Genomic DNA, 18,602 nt, shown 5'->3' with positions numbered 1-18,602 from the left:
TGACTTTTTGCCTACGGCGGCGCCCGGAGGGTGACGGGACGCTCCGCCGGTCCGGCTCGAAGGCTCAGAGGGCGGCGGCGCCGTGGCTCCGCAGCGACTGGGCGTACTGCTGGAGGACCCAGACCTCGTTCTGCGCGGCGGCCAGGTGGTCCGGGGCGACGTTGCTGCCGAGGCGGGCGAGGCTGCCCTGGACGTCGTCGATCCTGCGGTCGACGGCGCGCAGGCGGACCTTGACCAGGTGCTCGCCCGCGTACCCCTCGTCGATGGACTTGCCGTGGAAGACCTCGACCGCGAGCTCGGTGACGAGCTTGCGCACCGTGTCGTCGGGGGTCGCGTCGAGCACCTGGACCAGGTACTCACGGGTCTCGGCGACGCCCAGCTCCGCGCCGCCCGCCTCCGCGATGCACTGGCGCACCGCCGCGTACGGCGGGGCGGTGAACTCGTCGACGCCGTAGGCGTCGAAGGCAGGGGACACCAGGGCGGGCTTCTGCAGAGCGAGCTTGAGCAGCTCCCGCTCCGTGCGGTGGGCGGGGCTGCGGAGGTTGAGCGCGGGGCCGGACGGGGCGGCGGAGGCCTGGACCTGGTGGTGCTGCGCGCCGGCACGGGAGGCGGTCGGCGCGGATCCTCGCTTGTCCCCGCGCCCGCCGTCTCCGCGCCCGCGGGCCCACTGGGCGAGCTGGTTTACCCGGTGGACGACGAATTCCTGGTCGAGGATGCCGACGAAGCCGGCGAGCTGGACGGCCACCTCTCGCTGCACACTGCTCGTCTTGATCTTGGCGACGACGGGCGCGGCCTCGTCGAGGGCGGCGGCCCGGCCGGCCGGGGTCTCCAGGTCGTAGCGGCCGACGATCTGACGGAGCGCGAACTCGAAGAGCGGGGTACGGGGCTCGACCAGGTCGCGGACGGCCTCGTCGCCCTTGGCGAGGCGCAGGTCGCACGGGTCCATGTTGTCCGGCGCGATCGCGATGTAGGTTTCGGCGGCGAACTTCTGGTCGTCCTCGAAGGCGCGCAGAGCGGCCTTCTGGCCGGCCGCGTCACCGTCGAAGGTGAAGATCACCCGGGCGCTGCCGTTGTCCATCAGGAGCCGTCGGAGGATCTTGATGTGGTCACCTCCGAACGCCGTCCCGCAGGTGGCGATGGCGGTGGTGACCCCCGCGAGGTGGCAGGCCATCACGTCGGTGTAGCCCTCGACCACGACGGCCCGGCTCGCCTTGGCGATGTCCTTCTTGGCCAGGTCGATGCCGTACAGCACCTGGGACTTCTTGTAGATCGAGGTCTCGGGGGTGTTGAGGTACTTCGGGCCGTTGTCGTCGTCGCGGAGCTTGCGGGCGCCGAAGCCGACGATCTCGCCCGAGGTGTCGCTGATCGGCCACATCAGCCTGCCGCGGAAGCGGTCGATGGGGCCCCGGCGGCCGTCCTGGGAGATTCCGGAGCTGATGAGCTCCTTGTCGCTGAAGCCCTTGCCGCGCAGGAAGCGGGTGAGGTGGTCCCAGCCGGCGGGGCTGTAGCCGACGCCGAAGTGGGCCGCCGCGTCCTGGTCGAAGCCGCGCTCGGCGAGGAACTTCCGGCCGATCTCCGCCTCGGGACCGTTCAGCTGCTCACGGTAGAAATCGGCGGCGATCTTGTGGGCCTCGACCAGCCGGATGCGCTCGCCACGCTGGTGGGAGGGGTTGTAGCCACCCTCCTCGTAGCGCAGGGTGATGCCCGCCTTGGCGGCCAGGCGCTCGACCGTCTCGGAGAAGGTGAGGTGATCGATCTTCATCACGAAGGCGATCGTGTCGCCGCCCTCCTGGCAGCCGAAGCAGTGGAACAGGCCCTTGCCCGGGCTCACCTGGAAGGAGGGGGACTTCTCGTCGTGGAAGGGGCAGAGGCCCTTGAGGTTTCCGCCGCCCGCGTTGCGCAGCTGAAGGTACTCGGACACGACGGCGTCGATCGGGACCGCGTCCCGGACCGCCTTCACGTCGTCGTCATTGATCCTGCCTGCCACGCGTGAAGTCTACGGGTGGGGCCGGGCGTCCGGGACCGGCCGGCCGCGGGGCACCGCCCCGGGCACCGGAGGGTCCCGGACGCCCGGCCCCACCGGTCAGAGCAGGGATCCCAGCGGCACCGAGGGGTCTCCGAGGGCGTCCGCGTCCACCGGCCGGGCGGCCTTGATCAGCGCCTGGATGTCTTCGGTGACGTCCCACACATTGACGTTCATCCCGGCGAGGACCCGGCCGTCGTTCAGCCAGAAGGCGATGAACTCGCGCTTGCCGGCATCGCCCCTGATGACGACCTGGTCGTACGAACCGGGCGGCGCCCAGCCGGAGTACTCCAGGCCGAGGTCGTACTGGTCGGAGAAGAAGTACGGCACGCGGTCGTACGTCACGTCCTGGCCGAGCATGGCCTTCGCCGCGGCGGGTCCGCTGTTCAGGGCGTTCGCCCAGTGCTCCACGCGCAGCCGGCCGCCGAAGAGCGGATGGTCGACGGAAGCGATGTCCCCGGCGGCGTGGATGTGCGGGTCGGAGGTGCGCAGGGAGGCGTCGACGACGACACCGCCGCCCTGGGTCCGGTCCGCCATGTCGAGCCCTGCGGCCTCCGCGAGCGAGGTGCGCGGGGCCGCGCCGATCGCGGCCAGCACGTCGTGGGCGGGGTGCTCCTCGCCGTCGTCGGTGCGGGCGGCGAGGACCAGACCGTCCTGTCCGGTGATCTCGGTGAGGCGGGCACCGAAGTGGAAGCGGACGCCGTGGTCGGCGTGCAGCTCGGTGAAGATCTGGCCGACCTCGGGGCCGACGACGTGGTGGAGCGGGGTCGCCGAGGGGGCGACGACGGTGACCTCCGCGCCGTAGCCGCGGGCCGCCGCGGCGACCTCCAGGCCGATCCAGCCGGCTCCGGCGATCACCAGGTGGCCGTTGTCCCGGCCGAGGGCGGCGAGGACGTTGCGCAGCCGGTCGGAGTGGGCGAGACGGCGCAGGTGGTGGACGCCCACCAGGTCCGTGCCCGGGATGTCGAGGCGGCGCGGTTCGGCGCCTGTGGCGAGCAGCAGCTTGTCGTAGTGGACGACCGTGTTGTCGCCGAGCTGCACGGACCGGCCCGCACGGTCGATGGAGGTGACGACCTGGCCGAGGTGGAGCTCGATGTCGGCGCCGGCGTACCACGCGGTCTCGTGCACGAGGACCGAGTCCCGTTCGACCTTGCCCAGCAGGTAGCCCTTGGACAGGGGAGGCCGCTCGTACGGATGGTCGCGCTCGTCGCCGATGAGGATCACCCGGCCGCTGAAGCCCTCCGCCCGGAGGGTCTCGGCCGCCTTCGCTCCGGCGAGTCCTCCGCCGATGATGACGAACGTCCGATGTGCGTCGACCACTTGGTGCCTCCTCGGTACTTAGCTGCGCGGCGCCGTCACCCTGCGAGCGTCCCGCACGCAGGGTGATGGCGAAAGAGGGTGTATCCCGATCAGGTCACAGCCGCAGGCATGTGGCCCTCAGGGTCCAGTCTGCCCAACACCGGTGAGTGTTCCGTGAAGGGACCGCGCCGAGGCGTCCGTCAATGCGGCGATCTGGTCGACGAGGACCCTCTTGCGGCCCCGGTCGTCGGGGGCCGCCTCGTGGAGGGCGCGGAACTGCGGCTCCAGTCCTTCGGGCGCGCGTGCGGTGAGGGCGGCGGCGAGTTCGGCGATGACGATGCGCTGCCCGGCGCGGAGGGTCTCCTGTTCGGCGCGCTGCATGACGTAACGGTCCGCGACGGCCTTGAGCACGGCGCACTCGTTGCGCACCTCGCGCGGGACGATGAGTTCGGCGCCGTACCTGCCGAGCCGTCCGGGCCCGTAGGCGGTGTGCGTCGCGGACTCGGCCGCCAGGCAGAACCTGCCGATGAGCTGGCTCGTCGCGTCCTTCAGCCGGGCCTGGGCGACCGCGGTCCCGTCGTAGCCGTGCGGCCACCACTCCTGGGCGGTGAGCCGGTCGAGGGCGTCGGCGAGCTCCTGGGGGTCGGTGTCCGCCGGGACGTACCGGCCGATGGCAACGGCCCAGATCTCCGCCCGCTCCGGCTCGGCGAAGAGACAGCCGGGGTCGATGTGTCCCGCGTGCAGTCCGTCCTCGAAGTCGTGCACCGAGTAGGCGACGTCGTCGGACCAGTCCATGACCTGGGCCTCGAAGCACTTGCCGTCCTGTGGCGCGCCCTTGCGGACCCACTCGAAGACCGGCAGGTCGTCCTCGTACACCCCGAACTTCGGTGAGCCGGGGTCGGTGGGGTGCGAGCCCCGGGGCCAGGGGTACTTCGTGGCGGCGTCCAGGGCGGCCCGGGTCAGATTGAGCCCGACGCTGACGAGCTCACCGCTGCGGGGGTCGCGGACGAAGCGCTTGGGTTCGAGACGGGTCAGCAGCCGCAGCGACTGGGCGTTGCCCTCGAAGCCGCCGCAGTCCGACGCGAAGTCGTTGAGCGCCTGTTCGCCGTTGTGTCCGAAGGGCGGGTGTCCCATGTCGTGCGAGAGGCAGGCCGCCTCCACCAGGTCGGGGTCGCAGCCCAGCGCGGCACCGAGCTCCCGGCCCACCTGGGCGCACTCCAGGGAGTGGGTGAGGCGCGTGCGGGGGCTGGCGTCCCAGGCCCGGCCGCGGGTGCCCGGTGTGACGACCTGGGTCTTGCCCGCGAGTCTGCGCAGGGCGGCGGAGTGGAGCACGCGGGCACGGTCACGCTGGAACGCGGTGCGGCCCGGCCGTTTGTCGGGCTCGGTGTCCCAGCGCTCGGCGTCGGCCGCGCCGTACGGCGTGTCCCTGGGGTCGTGCGTACCGTCCATGTACCCGAGATTAGACCGGCGGGCCGACAGTACGGGTCAGGCGGGGGCCAGGAGCTGCGGGTACGTCAGGGCGCCGGGGGCGGGTGCCGTGCCGGCCAGGGCCTCGTCGTAGCGGTGCAGCAGGAGGCGTGCCATCGCCGGGTGCGCACCGAGCGGTCCGGCGGTGACGCCCGCCGCGGCGGCCGCCGAGAGGGTCGCGAACCGGCCGGGGGCCGTGAAGTAGGAGGCGAGGGCCACCCGGTGGCGGCCACGGGCGGCGAGTGCGCGCAGTGCGGCCGGAACGTCGGGCGCGGCCGCCGAGGCGTACGCGGGTACCACGGGGACTCCGCCGAGGCGGTCGCTGAGCAGGGCGGCGGTGCGGCGCGCGTCGACGTCGGAGTCGGGGTCGCGTGACCCGGCGGCGGCCAGCACGACGGCGGCGTCGCGCCTCGTGCCGTCCTCGTCACGCCAGCCCGCTTCGAGGAGGCGTTCGTACAGGGCCTCGACGAGCAGCGGGTGCGGTCCGAGCGGGGCCGCCACCCGGGTCCCGAGGTGGCTCGCGGCCGCGGCGGCGCGGGGCAGGTCGTGCCGGACGTGGTGGCCCCGGCCGAGCAGCAGGGGCACGAGCACGGCGTCCTCCCCACGTCCTATGCCGGCCAGTGTGTCCGGCAGCAGTGGCTCGTTCAGCTCGATGTGGGCCGGACGTACGTCGAGGGCGGGCCGCAGCTCCCGTACCCGGTCCAGCAGCTCCAGGACCGTGCGCAGGGCCTGCGGGTCCCGGCTGCCGTGCGCGACGGCCACCAGGGTGGGTGCGGATCTGCGGATGCGCTGCATGGGCCTGCGGGTTCCGTTCGGGGAGACGAGGCTGAGCTGGTTTCCGAGCTGTGAGGTGATGCGGGTCAGGAGTTGCGCCGTGCTGTCGAGGGGCAGGGGCTCAGGCGGGTGTTCCGATGCCTTCTCCGTCATCGACCGATGGTGCCGGGCGGACGTTGCCGGGCCGTTTCGCACCGGTGACGGGTCTTTGCCTCTGCCTCACGGGGCCCGTGTCCATGGTGTCAGTACCTGTTCACACGGGACGCGAACCATTCGCCCCCGCCGTTCGTCCCTGATGTGAGGAGTTCGGTACGAGCGCGGGGGGCGCAGGATGCGGCTGGGGACACCGGAGGGGCTGCGCCGTGCGCTGCCGAGGGCCCGCAGACGGGTCGCCGCCGCGCGGCCGCGGCTGCCGCGGACCCGGCGGGGGCAGCGGTGGCTGGTGCAGGCGCTGATGGCCGTCTGTGCGGCGGCGCTGGTTCCCTCGGCCTGGCTGCTCACCACGGCCGACGCCCGGGTGCGGACGACGGCCGACGCCCCGGCGCAGCGGGTCGCGGTGGTGTTCGGCGCGGGGCTGTGGGAGGGCCGGCCGTCGCCGTATCTCGCGCACCGGCTGGACACGGCAGCCGAGCTGTACAGGTCCGGCAAGGTCCAGGTCGTGCTGGTCACCGGGGACAACAGCCGCGTGGAGTACGACGAACCGGATGCCATGCGCACGTATCTCGCCGGGCGCGGGGTGCCGGACGGGCGGATCGTCAGCGACTACGCGGGCTTCGACACCTACGACTCCTGCGTCCGTGCGAAGAGGATATTCGGGGTCGACCGGGCCGTCCTGGTGAGCCAGGGCTTCCACATACGGCGGGCGATCGCCCTGTGCCGCTCCGCCGGGATGGACGCCTACGGGGTGGGGGCCGACGACGTCCACGACGCCACCTGGTACTACGGCGGGGCGCGGGAGGTGTTCGCGGCGGGCAAGGCACTCCTGGACGTCGTGTTCGAGCCGGATCCGCACTTCCTGGGGCCGCGGGAGCCAGGGGTGACGGAGGCGTTGGCGGGTGACCTCACGGCGGCGGGCGGCGCGGGCTGAGGTGCGCGTACCGGGGGCGTAACCGGACGCACCGGTCCTCGTAATACCGGCCTCGCACGCTGGGTGTATGCCCCGCACCGAGACGTCCACCCACTGCCCGTACTGCGCGCTCCAGTGCGGGATGAAGCTGCGCCCCGTCACCGACGGCGGGGTGGTCGAGGTCGTGGAGCGTACCGAGTTCCCCGTCAACCGGGGAGCCCTGTGCGGAAAGGGCCGCACCGCGCCCGCCGTGCTCGCCGCCGGTGTGCGCCTGACGGAGCCCCTCGTACGCGACGCGGGCGGTGAGCTGGCCCCGGCGAGCTGGGACGAGGCACTGCGGCGGATCGCGGACGGGCTGGGGAACACACGGGCGGAGCACGGCGCGGACGCCGTGGGTGTGTTCGGCGGGGGCGGGCTCACCAACGAGAAGGCGTACGCCCTCGGGAAGTTCGCCCGGGTGGTGCTCGGCACCTCTCAGATCGACTACAACGGCCGCTTCTGCATGTCGTCGGCGGCCGCCGCGCACCAGCGGGCCTTCGGCCTCGACCGGGGGCTGCCGTTCCCGCTGGAGGACATCCCCCGGACCGGGTGCGTGATCCTGGTCGGCTCGAACCTCGCTGAGACGATGCCGCCCGCGCTGCGCTATCTGACCGAGCTGAAGGAGAACGGCGGCCGGCTGATCGTCATCGACCCCCGCCGGACCAGGACCGCCGAGCAGGCGGATCTGCACCTGGCGCCCCGGCCCGGCACGGACCTGGCACTCGCGCTCGGCATGCTGCACCTGGGCGTGGCGGACGGACGGGTCGACGAGGAGTTCGTCCGTACCCGGACGAACGGCTGGGACGAGGCCAGGGCGGGCGCCATGGCGCACTGGCCGGAACTGGTGGAGCGCCTCACCGGGGTGCCCGTGCCTCAGCTGCGCGAAGCCGTGGAGTTGTTCTGCGGGGCGGAGACCGGGATGGTGCTCACCGCGCGGGGGCCCGAGCAGCAGGCCAAGGGCACGGACACGGTGGGGGCGTGGATCAACTTCTGCCTGGCCACCGGCCGCGCGGGCCGCCCACTGTCCGGATACGGCTGCCTGACCGGCCAGGGCAACGGCCAGGGCGGTCGGGAGCACGGCCAGAAGGCCGACCAGCTGCCCGGCTACCGCAAGCTCACGGACCCCGCGGCACGCCGCCATGTGGCCGGGGTCTGGGGCGTCGACCCCGACACGCTGCCGGGGCCGGGGCGCAGTGCGTACGAGCTGCTGGACGCACTGGGGCGGGACGTGCGGTCACTGCTGGTCATGGGGTCGAATCCGGTCGTGTCGGCACCGCGCGCCGGACACGTCGAGGAGCGGCTGAGGTCGCTGGACTTCCTGGCGGTCGCGGACGTGGTGCTGTCGGAGACGGCGGCGCTGGCCGATGTCGTGCTGCCGGTGACGCAGTGGGCGGAGGAGAGCGGGACGACGACCAGCCTGGAGGGCCGGGTGCTGCTGCGGCAGCGTGCGGTCATGCCGCCGGCGGGCGTACGCAGCGACCTGGAGGTGCTGAACGCGCTGGCCGGTCTCCTGGGACACGGGAAGGGTTTCCCGGCGGATCCGGAGGAGGTCTTCGACGAGCTTCGACGGGCGTCCGCGGGCGGTCCGGCCGACTACGCGGGCATCACCTACGCCCGGATCGCGGCGGAGGACGGGGTGTTCTGGCCCTGCCCGGACGAGGAGCACGCCGGCACGCCGCGGCTGTTCCTGGAGCGGTTCGCGACGGACGACGGGCGGGCGAGGTTCGTCCCGGTCGCGCACCGGGCGGCAGCGGAGGAGACGGACGCGGAGTACCCGGTGGTGCTGACCACCGGACGGGTCGTGTCCCAGTACCAGTCGGGGGCGCAGACCCGCCGCGTAGCCGAGCTGAACGCGGCGGCGCCGGGACCCTTCGTGGAGCTGCATCCGCGGCTCGCCGAGCGGATCGGGGTGGCCGAGGGCGAGAGCGTCGCGGTCACCTCGCGGCGGGGGCGGGCGGTGGCACCGGCACGGATCACCGTGGGGATCCGGCAGGACACCGTGTTCATGCCGTTCCACTGGCCGGGCGAGGGCCGGGCCAACACCCTGACGAACCCGGCGCTGGACCCTGTGTCGCGCATGCCGGAGTTCAAGGTGTGCGCGGTGCGGGTGGAGGCCGCCGGCTGAGCCGGTCGCCGCCCGGCACGGGTGTGCCACCGGCGCGAAGGGAGCGGGTGACGGCGGTGGCCGCGAGGTGGCCCCAGGCGGGAACGGGCTCGCCCCGCCGCGGCCGGGTGTATCCGGTCGCGGCAGGGAACGGCCCTGCGGGTCACCCGCTCGTACGGACTGCTGCTCCGGACCGTCCAGGAGCCCGGGCGGTTCCGCGTACGCCCCGGCCCGGCGGTGACGAGCGCGCCGCGGACCGTGCCGTGCCCCTCGATCGCGTACGGGTGGCCCGGCCCCTCGTGGAGAAGGGCTCCCGGCAGCACCGCCGGCCGTTCCCCGCCGGTGCGGCCCCGGAGGAACCGGTCGTGGTCCGGCTCTCCGGGGAGCAGGGTGCCGTACACGAAGAAGCGCAGTTGGACGTCGGTCACGGCGTGGCGACGGGCGCCGTCCCGGATGACACCCAGGCGAGATAGCGGTCGCTGCCGCGCACGACGGGCGTGGCGATGATCTCGGGCGTCGCGTAGTCGTGCGCCGCGAGGAGGTGGGCCTCCAGCTCGTCGTAGCGCTCGGCCGTCGTCTTGAACAGCACCTGCCACTCCTCGCCGGTCTCGACGGCGCCCTGCCAGCGGTAGACCGAGGTGACGGGGGCCGGGATCTGGGCGCAGGCGGCGAGTCGCGCGTCCACCGCGCCCCGGGCCAGGGCGCGCGCCTTCTCCTCGCTGTCCGTGGTGGTCAGTACGGTCAGCCATGCGGGCTCGGTCATCCCCGGGTCTCCTCGTTCTCGTCGTCCGTGACCCCTCGATCGTCGGCCCGCGCCGTGTCAGCCGCCGTACGGGTGCCGGGCCCTGGCCGCGCGCAGGGCTCGTCCCCACCAGACCAGTTGGTCCAGCATCCTCTTGGCCGCCCCGTCGGCCTGGCCGGAGTCCTGGGGCACGCCCCGGTCGTCGAAGAGGGCACCGGCGTTGTGGAAGGAGACGGTGTCGCGCACCGAGACGGCGTGCAGTTCGGCGTAGACCTGCCGCAGGTGTTCGACCGCCCGCAGGCCGCCGGAGATCCCGCCGTACGACACGAACGCGACGGGCTTGGCCTGCCATTCGGTGAAGTGCCGGTCGATCAGGCTCTTGAGCGGGGCCGGGTAGGAGTGGTTGTACTCAGGGGTCAGCACGACGAAGGCGTCGGCTCGGGCCAGTCGCGGGGTGGCCCCGGCGGCGCCGGTGGCGGGCGGTTCGGTCTCAGCGACGTCGATCAGCTCGGTCTCGATGTCCGGGTGCCCGGCCGCCCTCCCGAGGAACCAGTCGGCGACGACGGGCCCGAAGCGGCCCGGCCGGTTGCTGCCGAGGATGACGGCAACCTTCAGCGGGGCGTCGGACGCAGTGGGAGCGGGTGTGTTGATGTCCATGCCCCGCAGACTCACACCTCAACCAAGATTGAGGTCAAGCGCGACCCCGTCACACCTACGCTGGAGACCATGACGACTTCCGTGCCGGACCTCTACGTCGAGTTCGACGGGCGCCCTGCCACCGGGGAGGATCTGCGGATCCCGGCCTTCGCCGGCTACGGCCATTTCACCGCGATGCAGGTGAGGGACCGCCAGGTGCCGGGTCTGGCCCTGCACCTGGACCGACTGGACTCCGCGAACCGGGAGCTGTTCGGACTCCCGCTGGACGGGCAGCGTGTCCGCGAGCTGATCAGGCACGCTCTCGACGGCGCCGGGAGACGGGACGCGTCGGTCCGGGTGCACGGTTTCATGCCGCCGGACAGCGCGACCACGGTCCCGATGGTGACGGTGCGGGAGCCGGTCGGCGCGGACGGTGCGCCACGCAGCCTCATGTCCGTCCCTTACGCACGCTCCGTGCCGCACATCAAACGCCCCGGCGAGTTCGGTCAGACCTACTACGGGCGGCAGGCCGGGAGAGCGGGTTTCGACGAGGCGCTCCTGACCTCGCCCGGCGGCATGGTGACCGAGGGATCGATCACGAACATCGGCTTCTGGGACGGCGCTTCGGTGGTCTGGCCGGACGCCCCGGCGCTGACCGGCATCACCATGACCCTGCTGGAGCGCGGCCTCGCGCGGACGGGCCGGCCCTCGGTGCGGCGCGGGGTGACGCTGGACGGGCTGGGCGCGTACCGGGCGGCGTTCGTCACCAACTCCCAGGGCGTCGCGCCGGTCCACCGGATCGACGACACGCCCTTCGACATCGACGAGGACCTGATGGAGCTGCTCGGCCGGGTGTACGAGGAGGCCCCTCGCGAGGCCGTCTGACCTTCCCGGCGTGCGGGACCATGGAGCCATGCAGATCCATATCGAGGCCTCAGAACTCCCGGGCCGCACCTGCGGTCCCGACACCGACTTCGCCGGTTTCGACAACATCCACGTCGGGGTGCAGCGTAAGGACCGGCCGGGCGAACTGCTCGGCCTGCACCCCGGCGACGCGGAACACGCCTCCTGGACCCTGGACTGCACCGCCGTACCCACGGCGGAGGGCATCGAGGTGTCGGGGCCGTACATCCAGAACCGGCTCGGCGGGTGCTTCGTCTACCTGTCCTGGGGAACGGTGGACGGCTCGGGCGCCTTCACCATGTTCCGCCGGGCCAAGCTGATGGTGAGCGACATCGGCGCCGAGGTCCTGGAGGCCGCCGCGGCGACAGGGCACCTGACGGCGCGGCTGCGCCTGACGGACGATGCGGGACAGCCCCGGTGTGCCCGTGTACGACCGCCGGACATCGTCTGGTCCGCGACCGACGGGGGCGGCCCCGCCGGGACTTGAGGGCGGCGCCGGACCGACACCGCCCTCACCGGTCCCGGGGGGGGATGGGCCGGTGAGGGCGGTTGCCGTGGGGTCGGCGGGGGGAATGCCGTCCCGTGGGGGGTGCATGTCGTTTGCCCGTGCGGTGCGACCTCATTCTTGTGACGTGCGTCACATTCACAGGGGTGTGCGCGTCACCCGATCGTCCCCGCGCGGGCCGGGCAGTCTCCATCATGGTCGCGACCTGCGCCGGACCGGGCGCGCGGATACGCCGCGCACACCCGTACGGGTGAAAGCGGACCGGCTGCCGGCATGCGGGCCGGGGTCGCGGCCTGTTACCTCGGGGGCAGGACACGACCGTCTGCCCGGAGGATTCCCATGTTCAGCCCTGCCCGCCTCGTGACCGGTACCGCCGCCGCGGCCCTCACCGCCGCCGCGCTCGGCCTCGCCGCCCCGTCCGCGTACGCACACCCGGACAGCCTCGGCAGACCGGGGTTCGGCGCCGCGACGGCCGCAGCCGGCACGGCGGACTGCGGGCCCGAGGGCGCGGCGGGCGCCGACGCGGCAGTCCCGTGCGACGGCGCCGAGACGGCCACCGACGGCCTGGGAGCGGCCGAGGGCCTGGAGCCGGCCGACGGCCTGGGGACCGAGGAACTGGAGCCGGCCGACGGTACGGACCCGCTGGAAGACCCGGGGACGGGCGAGGACCCGGCAGCGGTTTCGGGGCCTTCGTCGCCGGAGCCGGAGCCGGGGACGGGGACGGGGACGGAGCCGGGGACGGGGACGGGGACGGAGGAGGGTGCCACGGGTACCGGTGACGAGTCCGAGGCGCTCCTGCGGCCCGGCGCCGGTACGGGAACGGCTCCCGGGGCCGAGCCGGGAACACGCCCCGACCCCGGGACCGCGAAGCCGCCCGCGTACCCGGAACACAGGCCCACGGCCTCGCCCGGTCCCAGTCGGCCCTCCGGACACGTCGGGACCGGTGTCGGCGGCAGCGCCGCACCCGACACGGCCCGGCTCGCCGCGGGCGCCGGTCTCGTCGCGGCGGCAGCCGTCGGCGGCGCCCTGCTCCTGCGTCGCCGCCGCGGCACGGGCGGCTCGTACCGCGTCCACCGCTGAGGGCGGGCGGCGGAGGACGGGACGTGGACAGGACACCGCTGAAGGCGCGGGCCTGGCTGGTGGGCATCGCCGCGCTGTGCGGCATATGGCTGGTCCACAACGGCGCGGCCGTCCGGACCGTCGCCCCGCAGCCGTCCACCGCCGAGGCCTTCGCCGCGGGCTCCGAGCCACGGCCGGGCACCAGGGTCGCCGCACCCCTGCGCCCCTCCGAACCGGTGAGGATCCGCATCCCGGGCATCGGAGTGGACGCACCGATGACGGGCCTCGGGCTGGACGCGGACGGCCGCCTCGAAGCACCGCCCGCGGAGGACCGCGATCTGGCCGGCTGGTTCGAGGACGGCACCCCGCCCGGCACGAAGGGCACCGCGGTGGTCGCCGGACATGTCGACAACGCGGAGGGGCCGGCCGTGTTCTACGCCCTCGGGTCCCTCAGGAAGGGGGCCGGGATCGAGATCGACCGCGCCGACGGCCGCACCGCCGTCTTCGCGGTCGACGCGGTGGAGGTGTACGAGAACGACGCGTTCCCGGACAAGCGGGTCTACGGCGCCACCCCGCACGCCTCGCTCCGGCTGATCACGTGCGGCGGCGGTTTCAGCCGCGAGACGGGTTACCAGGGAAACGTGGTGGCGTACGCCCACCTGACCGCGGTGCGCTGAGGGGCGGACCGCCCGACGGCCTGCGCCGTGTCGCGCCGGTCGGCCCCGTCGGGCACGGGCCGACCCCGGAAACACCGTCGGACACGGGTGGGCCCGGCGGTCGTGTCACGCCGGTCAGGCCGTCCACTGGTCGAAGCCGAGCTTGGCGACCAGCGAGAACACCACGACCAGCAGGACTCCGCGGACGAAGTCGCTGCCCCTCCTGAGAGCCATCCGCGCGCCGAGCATCGCACCCGCCAGATTGAACACGGCCATCAGCGCGGCCAGTTGCCACAGCACGGTGCCCTGGTAGGCGAACATCGCCAGCGCTCCGGCGTTGGTGCAGACGTTCACGATCTTGGCCGTGGCGGACGCGGTGACCAGGTCGAGGTGGAGCACGGCCGTCAGCGCCAGCACCAGGAAGGTGCCGGTGCCGGGCCCGAACAGCCCGTCGTAGAAGCCGATACCGCCGCCGACCAGCACGATCGCGGTGACCGTACGTGCCCTGGTGACCTTCCTGCCCGGGCCGTCCCCGGCCGCCGACGTACCGAAGGACGGCCTCAGCAGCACGAACGCCGCGACGGCGAGCAGCACCACCATGATCACCGGGCGCAGCACGTCACTGCTGATGCCCGCGGCGAAGAAGGCGCCGGTCATCGACCCCGCGAGCGCCATGAGACCGATCCGTACGGCGGTCCCCACCTGTACCGGCGCCTTGCGTACGTACGTCACGGCGGCGCCCGAGGTGCCGACGATGGCGACGGCCTTGTTGGTGCCGAGGATGTGGGCGGCCGGGACGTGCGGGAGGCCCAACAGCAGGGCGGGCAGCAGCAGGAGCCCGCCGCCGCCCACCACCGCGTCGATCCAGCCGGCCGCAGCGGCGGCCAGGCAGAGGAGGACCAGGGTGGTGAGGGTTGTCTCAGGCATGCTCGCGACCTTAAGCAGGTGTCGGGTGAACCGTCCAACCAGCTGTGCCCCGCCCTCACAGAGGGCGTCGTGACGCGCTGAGCGCAAGGTTCCTCCAGGGAAACAGGAGGGATGCGGTCGGGTAACACCCGCCGCGCACTCTCGACGGCATGAGGACAGAGACGGAGAACGCGGCACGGGTGGTGGTGATCGGCGCCGGGATGGCGGGCGCGCGGCTCGCCGCCCGGGTCCCCGGGGTCACCGTCATCGGTGAGGAGGCGCACGCACCGTACAACAGGGTGCTGCTGGCGGAGGTGCTCGCCGGCCGGTACGAGCCGGACGTCATCGCGCTGCCGCCCGCGGAGACGCGGCGCGGGGTGCGAGTCGTGCGGATCGACCGGGCAGAGCGTCAGGTGCTCTGCGACGACGGCAGCGCGACCGGCTACGAGCGCCTGGTGCTGGCCACCGGCTCCAATCCCGTACTGCCGCCACTGCGGGGACTCGGCCACACGCTGCCGGACGGGGTGCATCCCTTCCGCACCCTCGACGACTGCCTGGCCCTGCGCGCCGCTGTGCGCCCCGGCGTACGCGCCGTCGTCATCGGTGGCGGGCTCCTCGGGGTGTCGGCCGCCCGCGCTCTCGCCGAGTGCGGCGCCCAGGTGGTGCTGGCCCAGCAGGGCGAGCACCTCATGGAGCGGCAGCTGGACGCCGAGGCGGCCAGGATGCTGCGCGGTCACCTGGAGGCCCTCGGCGTCGAGGTGCACACCGAGTGCCGGGTGCGCGGGCTGCGCTGCACGGACGGGGCCGCGCCGGCGGTGCGGGCCGTCGAACTCGCCGACGGCTACGAGCTGGAGGCGGAGATCACTGTGCTGGCCTGCGGGGTCCGCCCCAGGGCGGGTCTGGCGCAGGCGGCCGGGCTCGAGGTCCGCAGGGGCGTCGTCGTGGACGACGAGCTGCGCACCTCGGACCCGTACATCCACGCCGTCGGCGACTGCGCCGAACACGACGGGACGGTCTACGGGCTGGCGGGTGCCGCGCTCGAACAGGCCGATGTGCTGGCGGAGGTGCTGGCCGGCCGCCCCGCCCGCTACGGGGGCACCCGGGCCCTGACCCGGCTCACCCTGCGTTCCCCCTCGTCCGCCCCGGGCGTCGCCGGAGCCCCCGCCGCACTCGACCTGGCCGCCTTCGGGGACTCGCGCCCGCTGCCCGGCGACGACGTGATCCGGCTGGCCGACGCCACCCGGGGTGCCTACCGCACGGTCGTCGTCCGGGGCGACCGGCTGGCGGGCGGGGTGCTGTTCGGCGATCTCGCCGCGGTCGGCACCCTCGCCCGCACCTGGCAGGACGACGACCCGCTCCCCGCCGACATGCCCCTGCTCCACCTGCTCACCAACGACGGAGGCTTCTGATGCCGGTGTCCACTCCCCCGACCGCCCGCACCGAAGGCGTGCCGACCATCGTGGTCGTCGGGCACGGCATGGTCGGCCAGCGGTTCCTGGAAGCGCTCGCCGACCGCGGCCTGACGCCCGCCGCGGGCACCGCCAGGGTCGTCGTCCTCTGCGAGGAGCCCCGCCCCGCGTACGACCGGGTGCAGCTGACCTCGTACTTCTCCGGGAAGACGCCGGAGGACCTCTCGCTCGTCGAGGCGGGCTTCATGGAGCGCCACGGCATCGAGCTGCGCCTCGGCGACCCGGCGGAGAGCGTCGACCGTGCGGCGCGCACCGTCACCGCGCGCTCCGGGGAGACCTTCTCCTACGACACGCTCGTGCTGGCCACCGGCTCGTACCCCTTCGTCCCGCCCGTCCCCGGCAAGGACGCCGAGGGCTGCTTCGTCTACCGCACCATCGACGACCTCCTCGCGATCGAGGAGTACGCGAGGACCGCGAGGACCGGCGCGGTCGTCGGCGGCGGACTCCTCGGCCTGGAGGCCGCGGGCGCGCTGAAGGGCCTCGGACTCGACACGCACGTGGTGGAGTTCGCGCCCCGGCTGATGCCGGTGCAGGTCGACGACGGCGGCGGCGCCGCACTGCTGCGCACCATCGAGAACATGGGCCTATCCGTCCACACGGGCGTCGGAACCCAGGAGGTCACCGCGGGCGAGGACGGCCGGGTCGACGGCATGGCGCTGTCGGACGGTTCCTCGCTGGAGACCGACCTCGTCGTCTTCTCCGCCGGAGTGCGCCCCCGGGACCAGCTGGCCCGCGACTGCGGTCTGGCGGTCGGCCCACGCGGCGGCATCGTCGTCGACGAGGAGTGCCGTACCTCCGACAGGGACGTCTTCGCGATCGGCGAGTGCGCGCTGGCCTCGGACGGCCGGGTCTACGGGCTGGTGGCACCGGGATACGAGATGGCGCTGGCGGTCGCCGATGTGATCGCGGGTGACGCGGCCTCCTTCACCGGCGCCGACCTCTCCACCAAGCTGAAGCTGCTCGGCGTCGACGTCGCCTCCTTCGGCGACGCGCACGGCACGGCCGAGGGCTGCCTCGACGTCGTGTACGCGGACTCCCGCTCGGGTGTCTACAAGAAGCTGGTGATCGGCCGGGACGGCACGCTGCTCGGCGGTGTCCTGGTCGGCGACGCCGACCAGTACGGCACGCTGCGGCCGATGACCGGATCGGTCCTCCCCGTCGCCCCCGAGCAGCTGGTGCTGCCGGCCGGCGCGGGCGGCCCGGTCACCCTGGGCCCGTCCTCGCTGCCCGACGAAGCCGTGATCTGCTCATGCCACAACGTCACCAAGGGCGCGATCTGCGAGCACACCACGCTGCCCGAGGTGAAGAAGTGCACCAGGGCCGGCACGGGCTGCGGAAGCTGCGTCAAGGTCATCGGCCAGCTGCTGCCGCAGCCCGAGGACCAGGGGCTGTGCGGCTGCTTCGCGTACACCCGCAGCGAGCTGTACGAGATCGTCCGCACCCTCGGTGTCACGCGGTACGCCGACCTCCTCGACTCGCACGGCCGGGATGCCGCCCGTGGCGGTGACGGCTGCGAGGTCTGCAAGCCCACCGTCGGCTCGATCATCGCGTCGCTGGCCCCGACGGTCGGCGCGAGCGGCTACGTCCTGGACGGCGAGCAGGCGGCGCTGCAGGACACCAACGACCACTTCCTGGCCAACCTCCAGCGCAACGGCTCGTACTCCGTCGTGCCGCGCATCCCCGGCGGGGAGATCACCCCGGAGAAGCTGATCGTGATCGGCGAGGTGGCCCGGGACTTCGGCCTCTACACGAAGATCACCGGAGGACAGCGGATCGACCTCTTCGGTGCCCGCGTCGACCAGTTGCCGCTGATCTGGACCCGCCTCGTCGACGCCGGATTCGAGTCCGGACACGCCTACGGGAAGTCGCTGCGGACGGTCAAGTCCTGTGTGGGGCAGAGCTGGTGCCGCTACGGCGTACAGGACTCGGTGAAGATGGCGATCGACCTGGAGCTGCGCTACCGGGGCCTGCGCTCGCCGCACAAGCTGAAGTCGGCGGTCTCCGGCTGCGCCCGCGAGTGCGCGGAGGCCCGTGGCAAGGACTTCGGCATCATCGCGACGGCGCAGGGCTGGAACCTCTACGTGGGCGGCAACGGCGGCGCCACTCCGCGTCACGCGGACCTGCTGGCACAGGACCTCTCCGACGCCGAACTGGTCCGTCTCATCGACCGGTTCCTCATGTTCTACATCCGCACGGCGGACCGCCTGGAGCGCACGTCGACCTGGCTGGACCGGATCGAGGGCGGCCTGGACCACGTGCGCGACGTCGTCGTCCACGACTCGCTGGGCCTCTGCGACGAGCTGGAGCGGCTGATGGCCGACCACGTCGCCGGCTACCGCGACGAGTGGGCCGAGACCATCAACGACCCGGAGCGGCTGCGCCGCTTCGTGACCTTCGTCAACGCCCCCGACGCCCCCGACCCCTCGGTCAGGTTCGTCCCGGAACGCGACCAGGTCAAGCCAGACCTGGACATCCTCGCGGGCCCGGTGCTCGCCATCCGCACTCTCGAAGGGACTTCCTCCTGATGACGGCTCAGACTCTGGAAAAGGCGCAGGACGCCGGGACGATCCGGCTCGCGGACGGAGACGTCTGGCTCACGGTCTGCGACCGTTCGCTGCTGACCCCGGGCCGCGGTGTGGCGGCGCTCCTCCCGGACGGCCGGCAGGTCGCGCTGTTCGTGGACCGGGCCGGGCGCGCGTACGCGATCGACAACCGTGACCCGTTCACCGGCGCGTACGTACTCTCCCGCGGTCTGGTCGGCTCCGCCGGGGGGCGGCCGTTCGTCGCGTCGCCGCTGCTCAAGCAGCGGTTCGACCTGGAGACGGGCGCGTGCCTGGACGACGACGAGGTGACCGTGCCGGTCTTCCCGGTCCGCACGGACTGAACTTGCCCCGTTCATGACATGTTGGAGCTCCGGCCACCGCGCACCTCTACTGTCCTGACGTTCGCCCCGC

The 18,602-nt window shown here is 73.0% G+C and carries 16 protein-coding genes and 1 pseudogene; 9 read left to right on the top strand and 8 right to left on the bottom strand.

The annotated features are described in order from the left end of the window. Window positions 1–64: 64 nt before the first annotated feature. The 4 genes from dnaG to JOC24_RS13250 form a co-directional block, all read right to left on the bottom strand. The gene (gene dnaG, locus JOC24_RS13265; protein ID WP_205020424.1) at window positions 65–1,987 is read right to left on the bottom strand and encodes a DNA primase; all 1,923 of its coding nucleotides are present in this window, start codon (window positions 1,985–1,987) and stop codon (window positions 65–67) included. A gap of 96 nt (window positions 1,988–2,083) precedes the next feature. Further along, entirely contained in the window at window positions 2,084–3,343 is a 1,260-nt protein-coding gene (locus tag JOC24_RS13260; protein WP_205020423.1) for an NAD(P)/FAD-dependent oxidoreductase, read from the bottom strand. A gap of 117 nt (window positions 3,344–3,460) precedes the next feature. Continuing rightward, window positions 3,461–4,771, bottom strand: coding sequence for a deoxyguanosinetriphosphate triphosphohydrolase (locus JOC24_RS13255; protein ID WP_205020422.1), 1,311 nt, complete (start codon window positions 4,769–4,771; stop codon window positions 3,461–3,463). A 36-nt stretch (window positions 4,772–4,807) separates the two neighbouring features. Continuing rightward, a complete protein-coding gene (locus tag JOC24_RS13250) occupies window positions 4,808–5,716 on the bottom strand; it encodes a sirohydrochlorin chelatase (RefSeq protein WP_205020421.1) in 909 nt (302 codons plus the stop codon). Window positions 5,717–5,894: 178 nt separating this feature from the next. On the opposite strand from JOC24_RS13250, the gene JOC24_RS13245 reads away from it, so the two are divergent. Together JOC24_RS13245 and JOC24_RS13240 are read left to right on the top strand one after the other, a co-directional pair. Continuing rightward, entirely contained in the window at window positions 5,895–6,650 is a 756-nt protein-coding gene (locus tag JOC24_RS13245; protein WP_205020420.1) for a SanA/YdcF family protein, read from the top strand. 67 nt (window positions 6,651–6,717) lie between these two features. After that, window positions 6,718–8,793, top strand: coding sequence for a molybdopterin oxidoreductase family protein (locus tag JOC24_RS13240; protein WP_205020419.1), 2,076 nt, complete (start codon window positions 6,718–6,720; stop codon window positions 8,791–8,793). 272 nt (window positions 8,794–9,065) lie between these two features. Here JOC24_RS13240 and JOC24_RS34175 read toward each other — a convergent pair. From JOC24_RS34175 to JOC24_RS13225, 3 genes and pseudogenes are all read right to left on the bottom strand, one after another. Further along, window positions 9,066–9,173, bottom strand: a pseudogene (locus tag JOC24_RS34175) (gamma-glutamylcyclotransferase); the annotation flags it as partial. Between the two features lie 23 nt (window positions 9,174–9,196). After that, entirely contained in the window at window positions 9,197–9,535 is a 339-nt protein-coding gene (cutA, locus tag JOC24_RS13230; RefSeq protein ID WP_205020418.1) for a divalent-cation tolerance protein CutA, read from the bottom strand. 57 nt (window positions 9,536–9,592) lie between these two features. Further along, a complete protein-coding gene (locus JOC24_RS13225) occupies window positions 9,593–10,171 on the bottom strand; it encodes an NADPH-dependent FMN reductase (RefSeq protein ID WP_205020417.1) in 579 nt (192 codons plus the stop codon). 69 nt (window positions 10,172–10,240) lie between these two features. Between JOC24_RS13225 and JOC24_RS13220 the strand changes: the two genes are divergently transcribed. The 4 genes from JOC24_RS13220 (at window position 10,241) to JOC24_RS13205 (ending at window position 13,294) form a co-directional block, all read left to right on the top strand. After that, window positions 10,241–11,035 carry an aminotransferase class IV family protein gene (locus JOC24_RS13220; RefSeq protein ID WP_205020416.1) on the top strand — a complete coding sequence of 265 codons (795 nt, stop codon included), beginning with the start codon at window positions 10,241–10,243 and terminating at the stop codon, window positions 11,033–11,035. A gap of 28 nt (window positions 11,036–11,063) precedes the next feature. Then, window positions 11,064–11,540, top strand: a complete 477-nt coding sequence (locus JOC24_RS13215) for a DUF5990 family protein (RefSeq protein WP_205020415.1) — start codon at window positions 11,064–11,066, stop codon at window positions 11,538–11,540. Between the two features lie 357 nt (window positions 11,541–11,897). Continuing rightward, on the top strand, window positions 11,898–12,638 hold the full coding sequence (locus JOC24_RS13210; protein WP_205020414.1) for a hypothetical protein: 741 nt from the start codon (window positions 11,898–11,900) through the stop codon (window positions 12,636–12,638). Window positions 12,639–12,661: 23 nt separating this feature from the next. Then, window positions 12,662–13,294, top strand: coding sequence for a class F sortase (locus JOC24_RS13205; protein WP_205020413.1), 633 nt, complete (start codon window positions 12,662–12,664; stop codon window positions 13,292–13,294). Between the two features lie 114 nt (window positions 13,295–13,408). Here JOC24_RS13205 and JOC24_RS13200 read toward each other — a convergent pair whose 3' ends face one another. Beyond that, the gene (locus tag JOC24_RS13200) at window positions 13,409–14,200 is read right to left on the bottom strand and encodes a sulfite exporter TauE/SafE family protein (RefSeq protein ID WP_205020412.1); all 792 of its coding nucleotides are present in this window, start codon (window positions 14,198–14,200) and stop codon (window positions 13,409–13,411) included. Between the two features lie 149 nt (window positions 14,201–14,349). Here JOC24_RS13200 and JOC24_RS13195 point away from each other — a divergent pair, with 149 nt between their 5' ends. From JOC24_RS13195 to nirD, 3 genes are read left to right on the top strand one after another with little or no spacing between them, the layout of a single operon-like run. Further along, window positions 14,350–15,588 carry an NAD(P)/FAD-dependent oxidoreductase gene (locus tag JOC24_RS13195; protein ID WP_205020411.1) on the top strand — a complete coding sequence of 413 codons (1,239 nt, stop codon included), beginning with the start codon at window positions 14,350–14,352 and terminating at the stop codon, window positions 15,586–15,588. After that, window positions 15,588–18,173 carry a nitrite reductase large subunit NirB gene (gene nirB / locus JOC24_RS13190; protein WP_205020410.1) on the top strand — a complete coding sequence of 862 codons (2,586 nt, stop codon included), beginning with the start codon at window positions 15,588–15,590 and terminating at the stop codon, window positions 18,171–18,173. The genes JOC24_RS13195 and nirB overlap by 1 nt, the downstream gene beginning before the upstream one ends. After that, window positions 18,173–18,532, top strand: coding sequence for a nitrite reductase small subunit NirD (nirD, locus tag JOC24_RS13185; protein WP_205020409.1), 360 nt, complete (start codon window positions 18,173–18,175; stop codon window positions 18,530–18,532). Before nirB ends, nirD begins: the two co-directional genes overlap by 1 nt. Window positions 18,533–18,602: the final 70 nt, after the last annotated feature.

The sequence above is a fragment of the Streptomyces sp. HB132 genome, from assembly GCF_016909575.1.
GTDB lineage: Bacteria > Actinomycetota > Actinomycetes > Streptomycetales > Streptomycetaceae > Streptomyces.
This window is presented reverse-complemented; position numbering and strand designations above follow the sequence as displayed.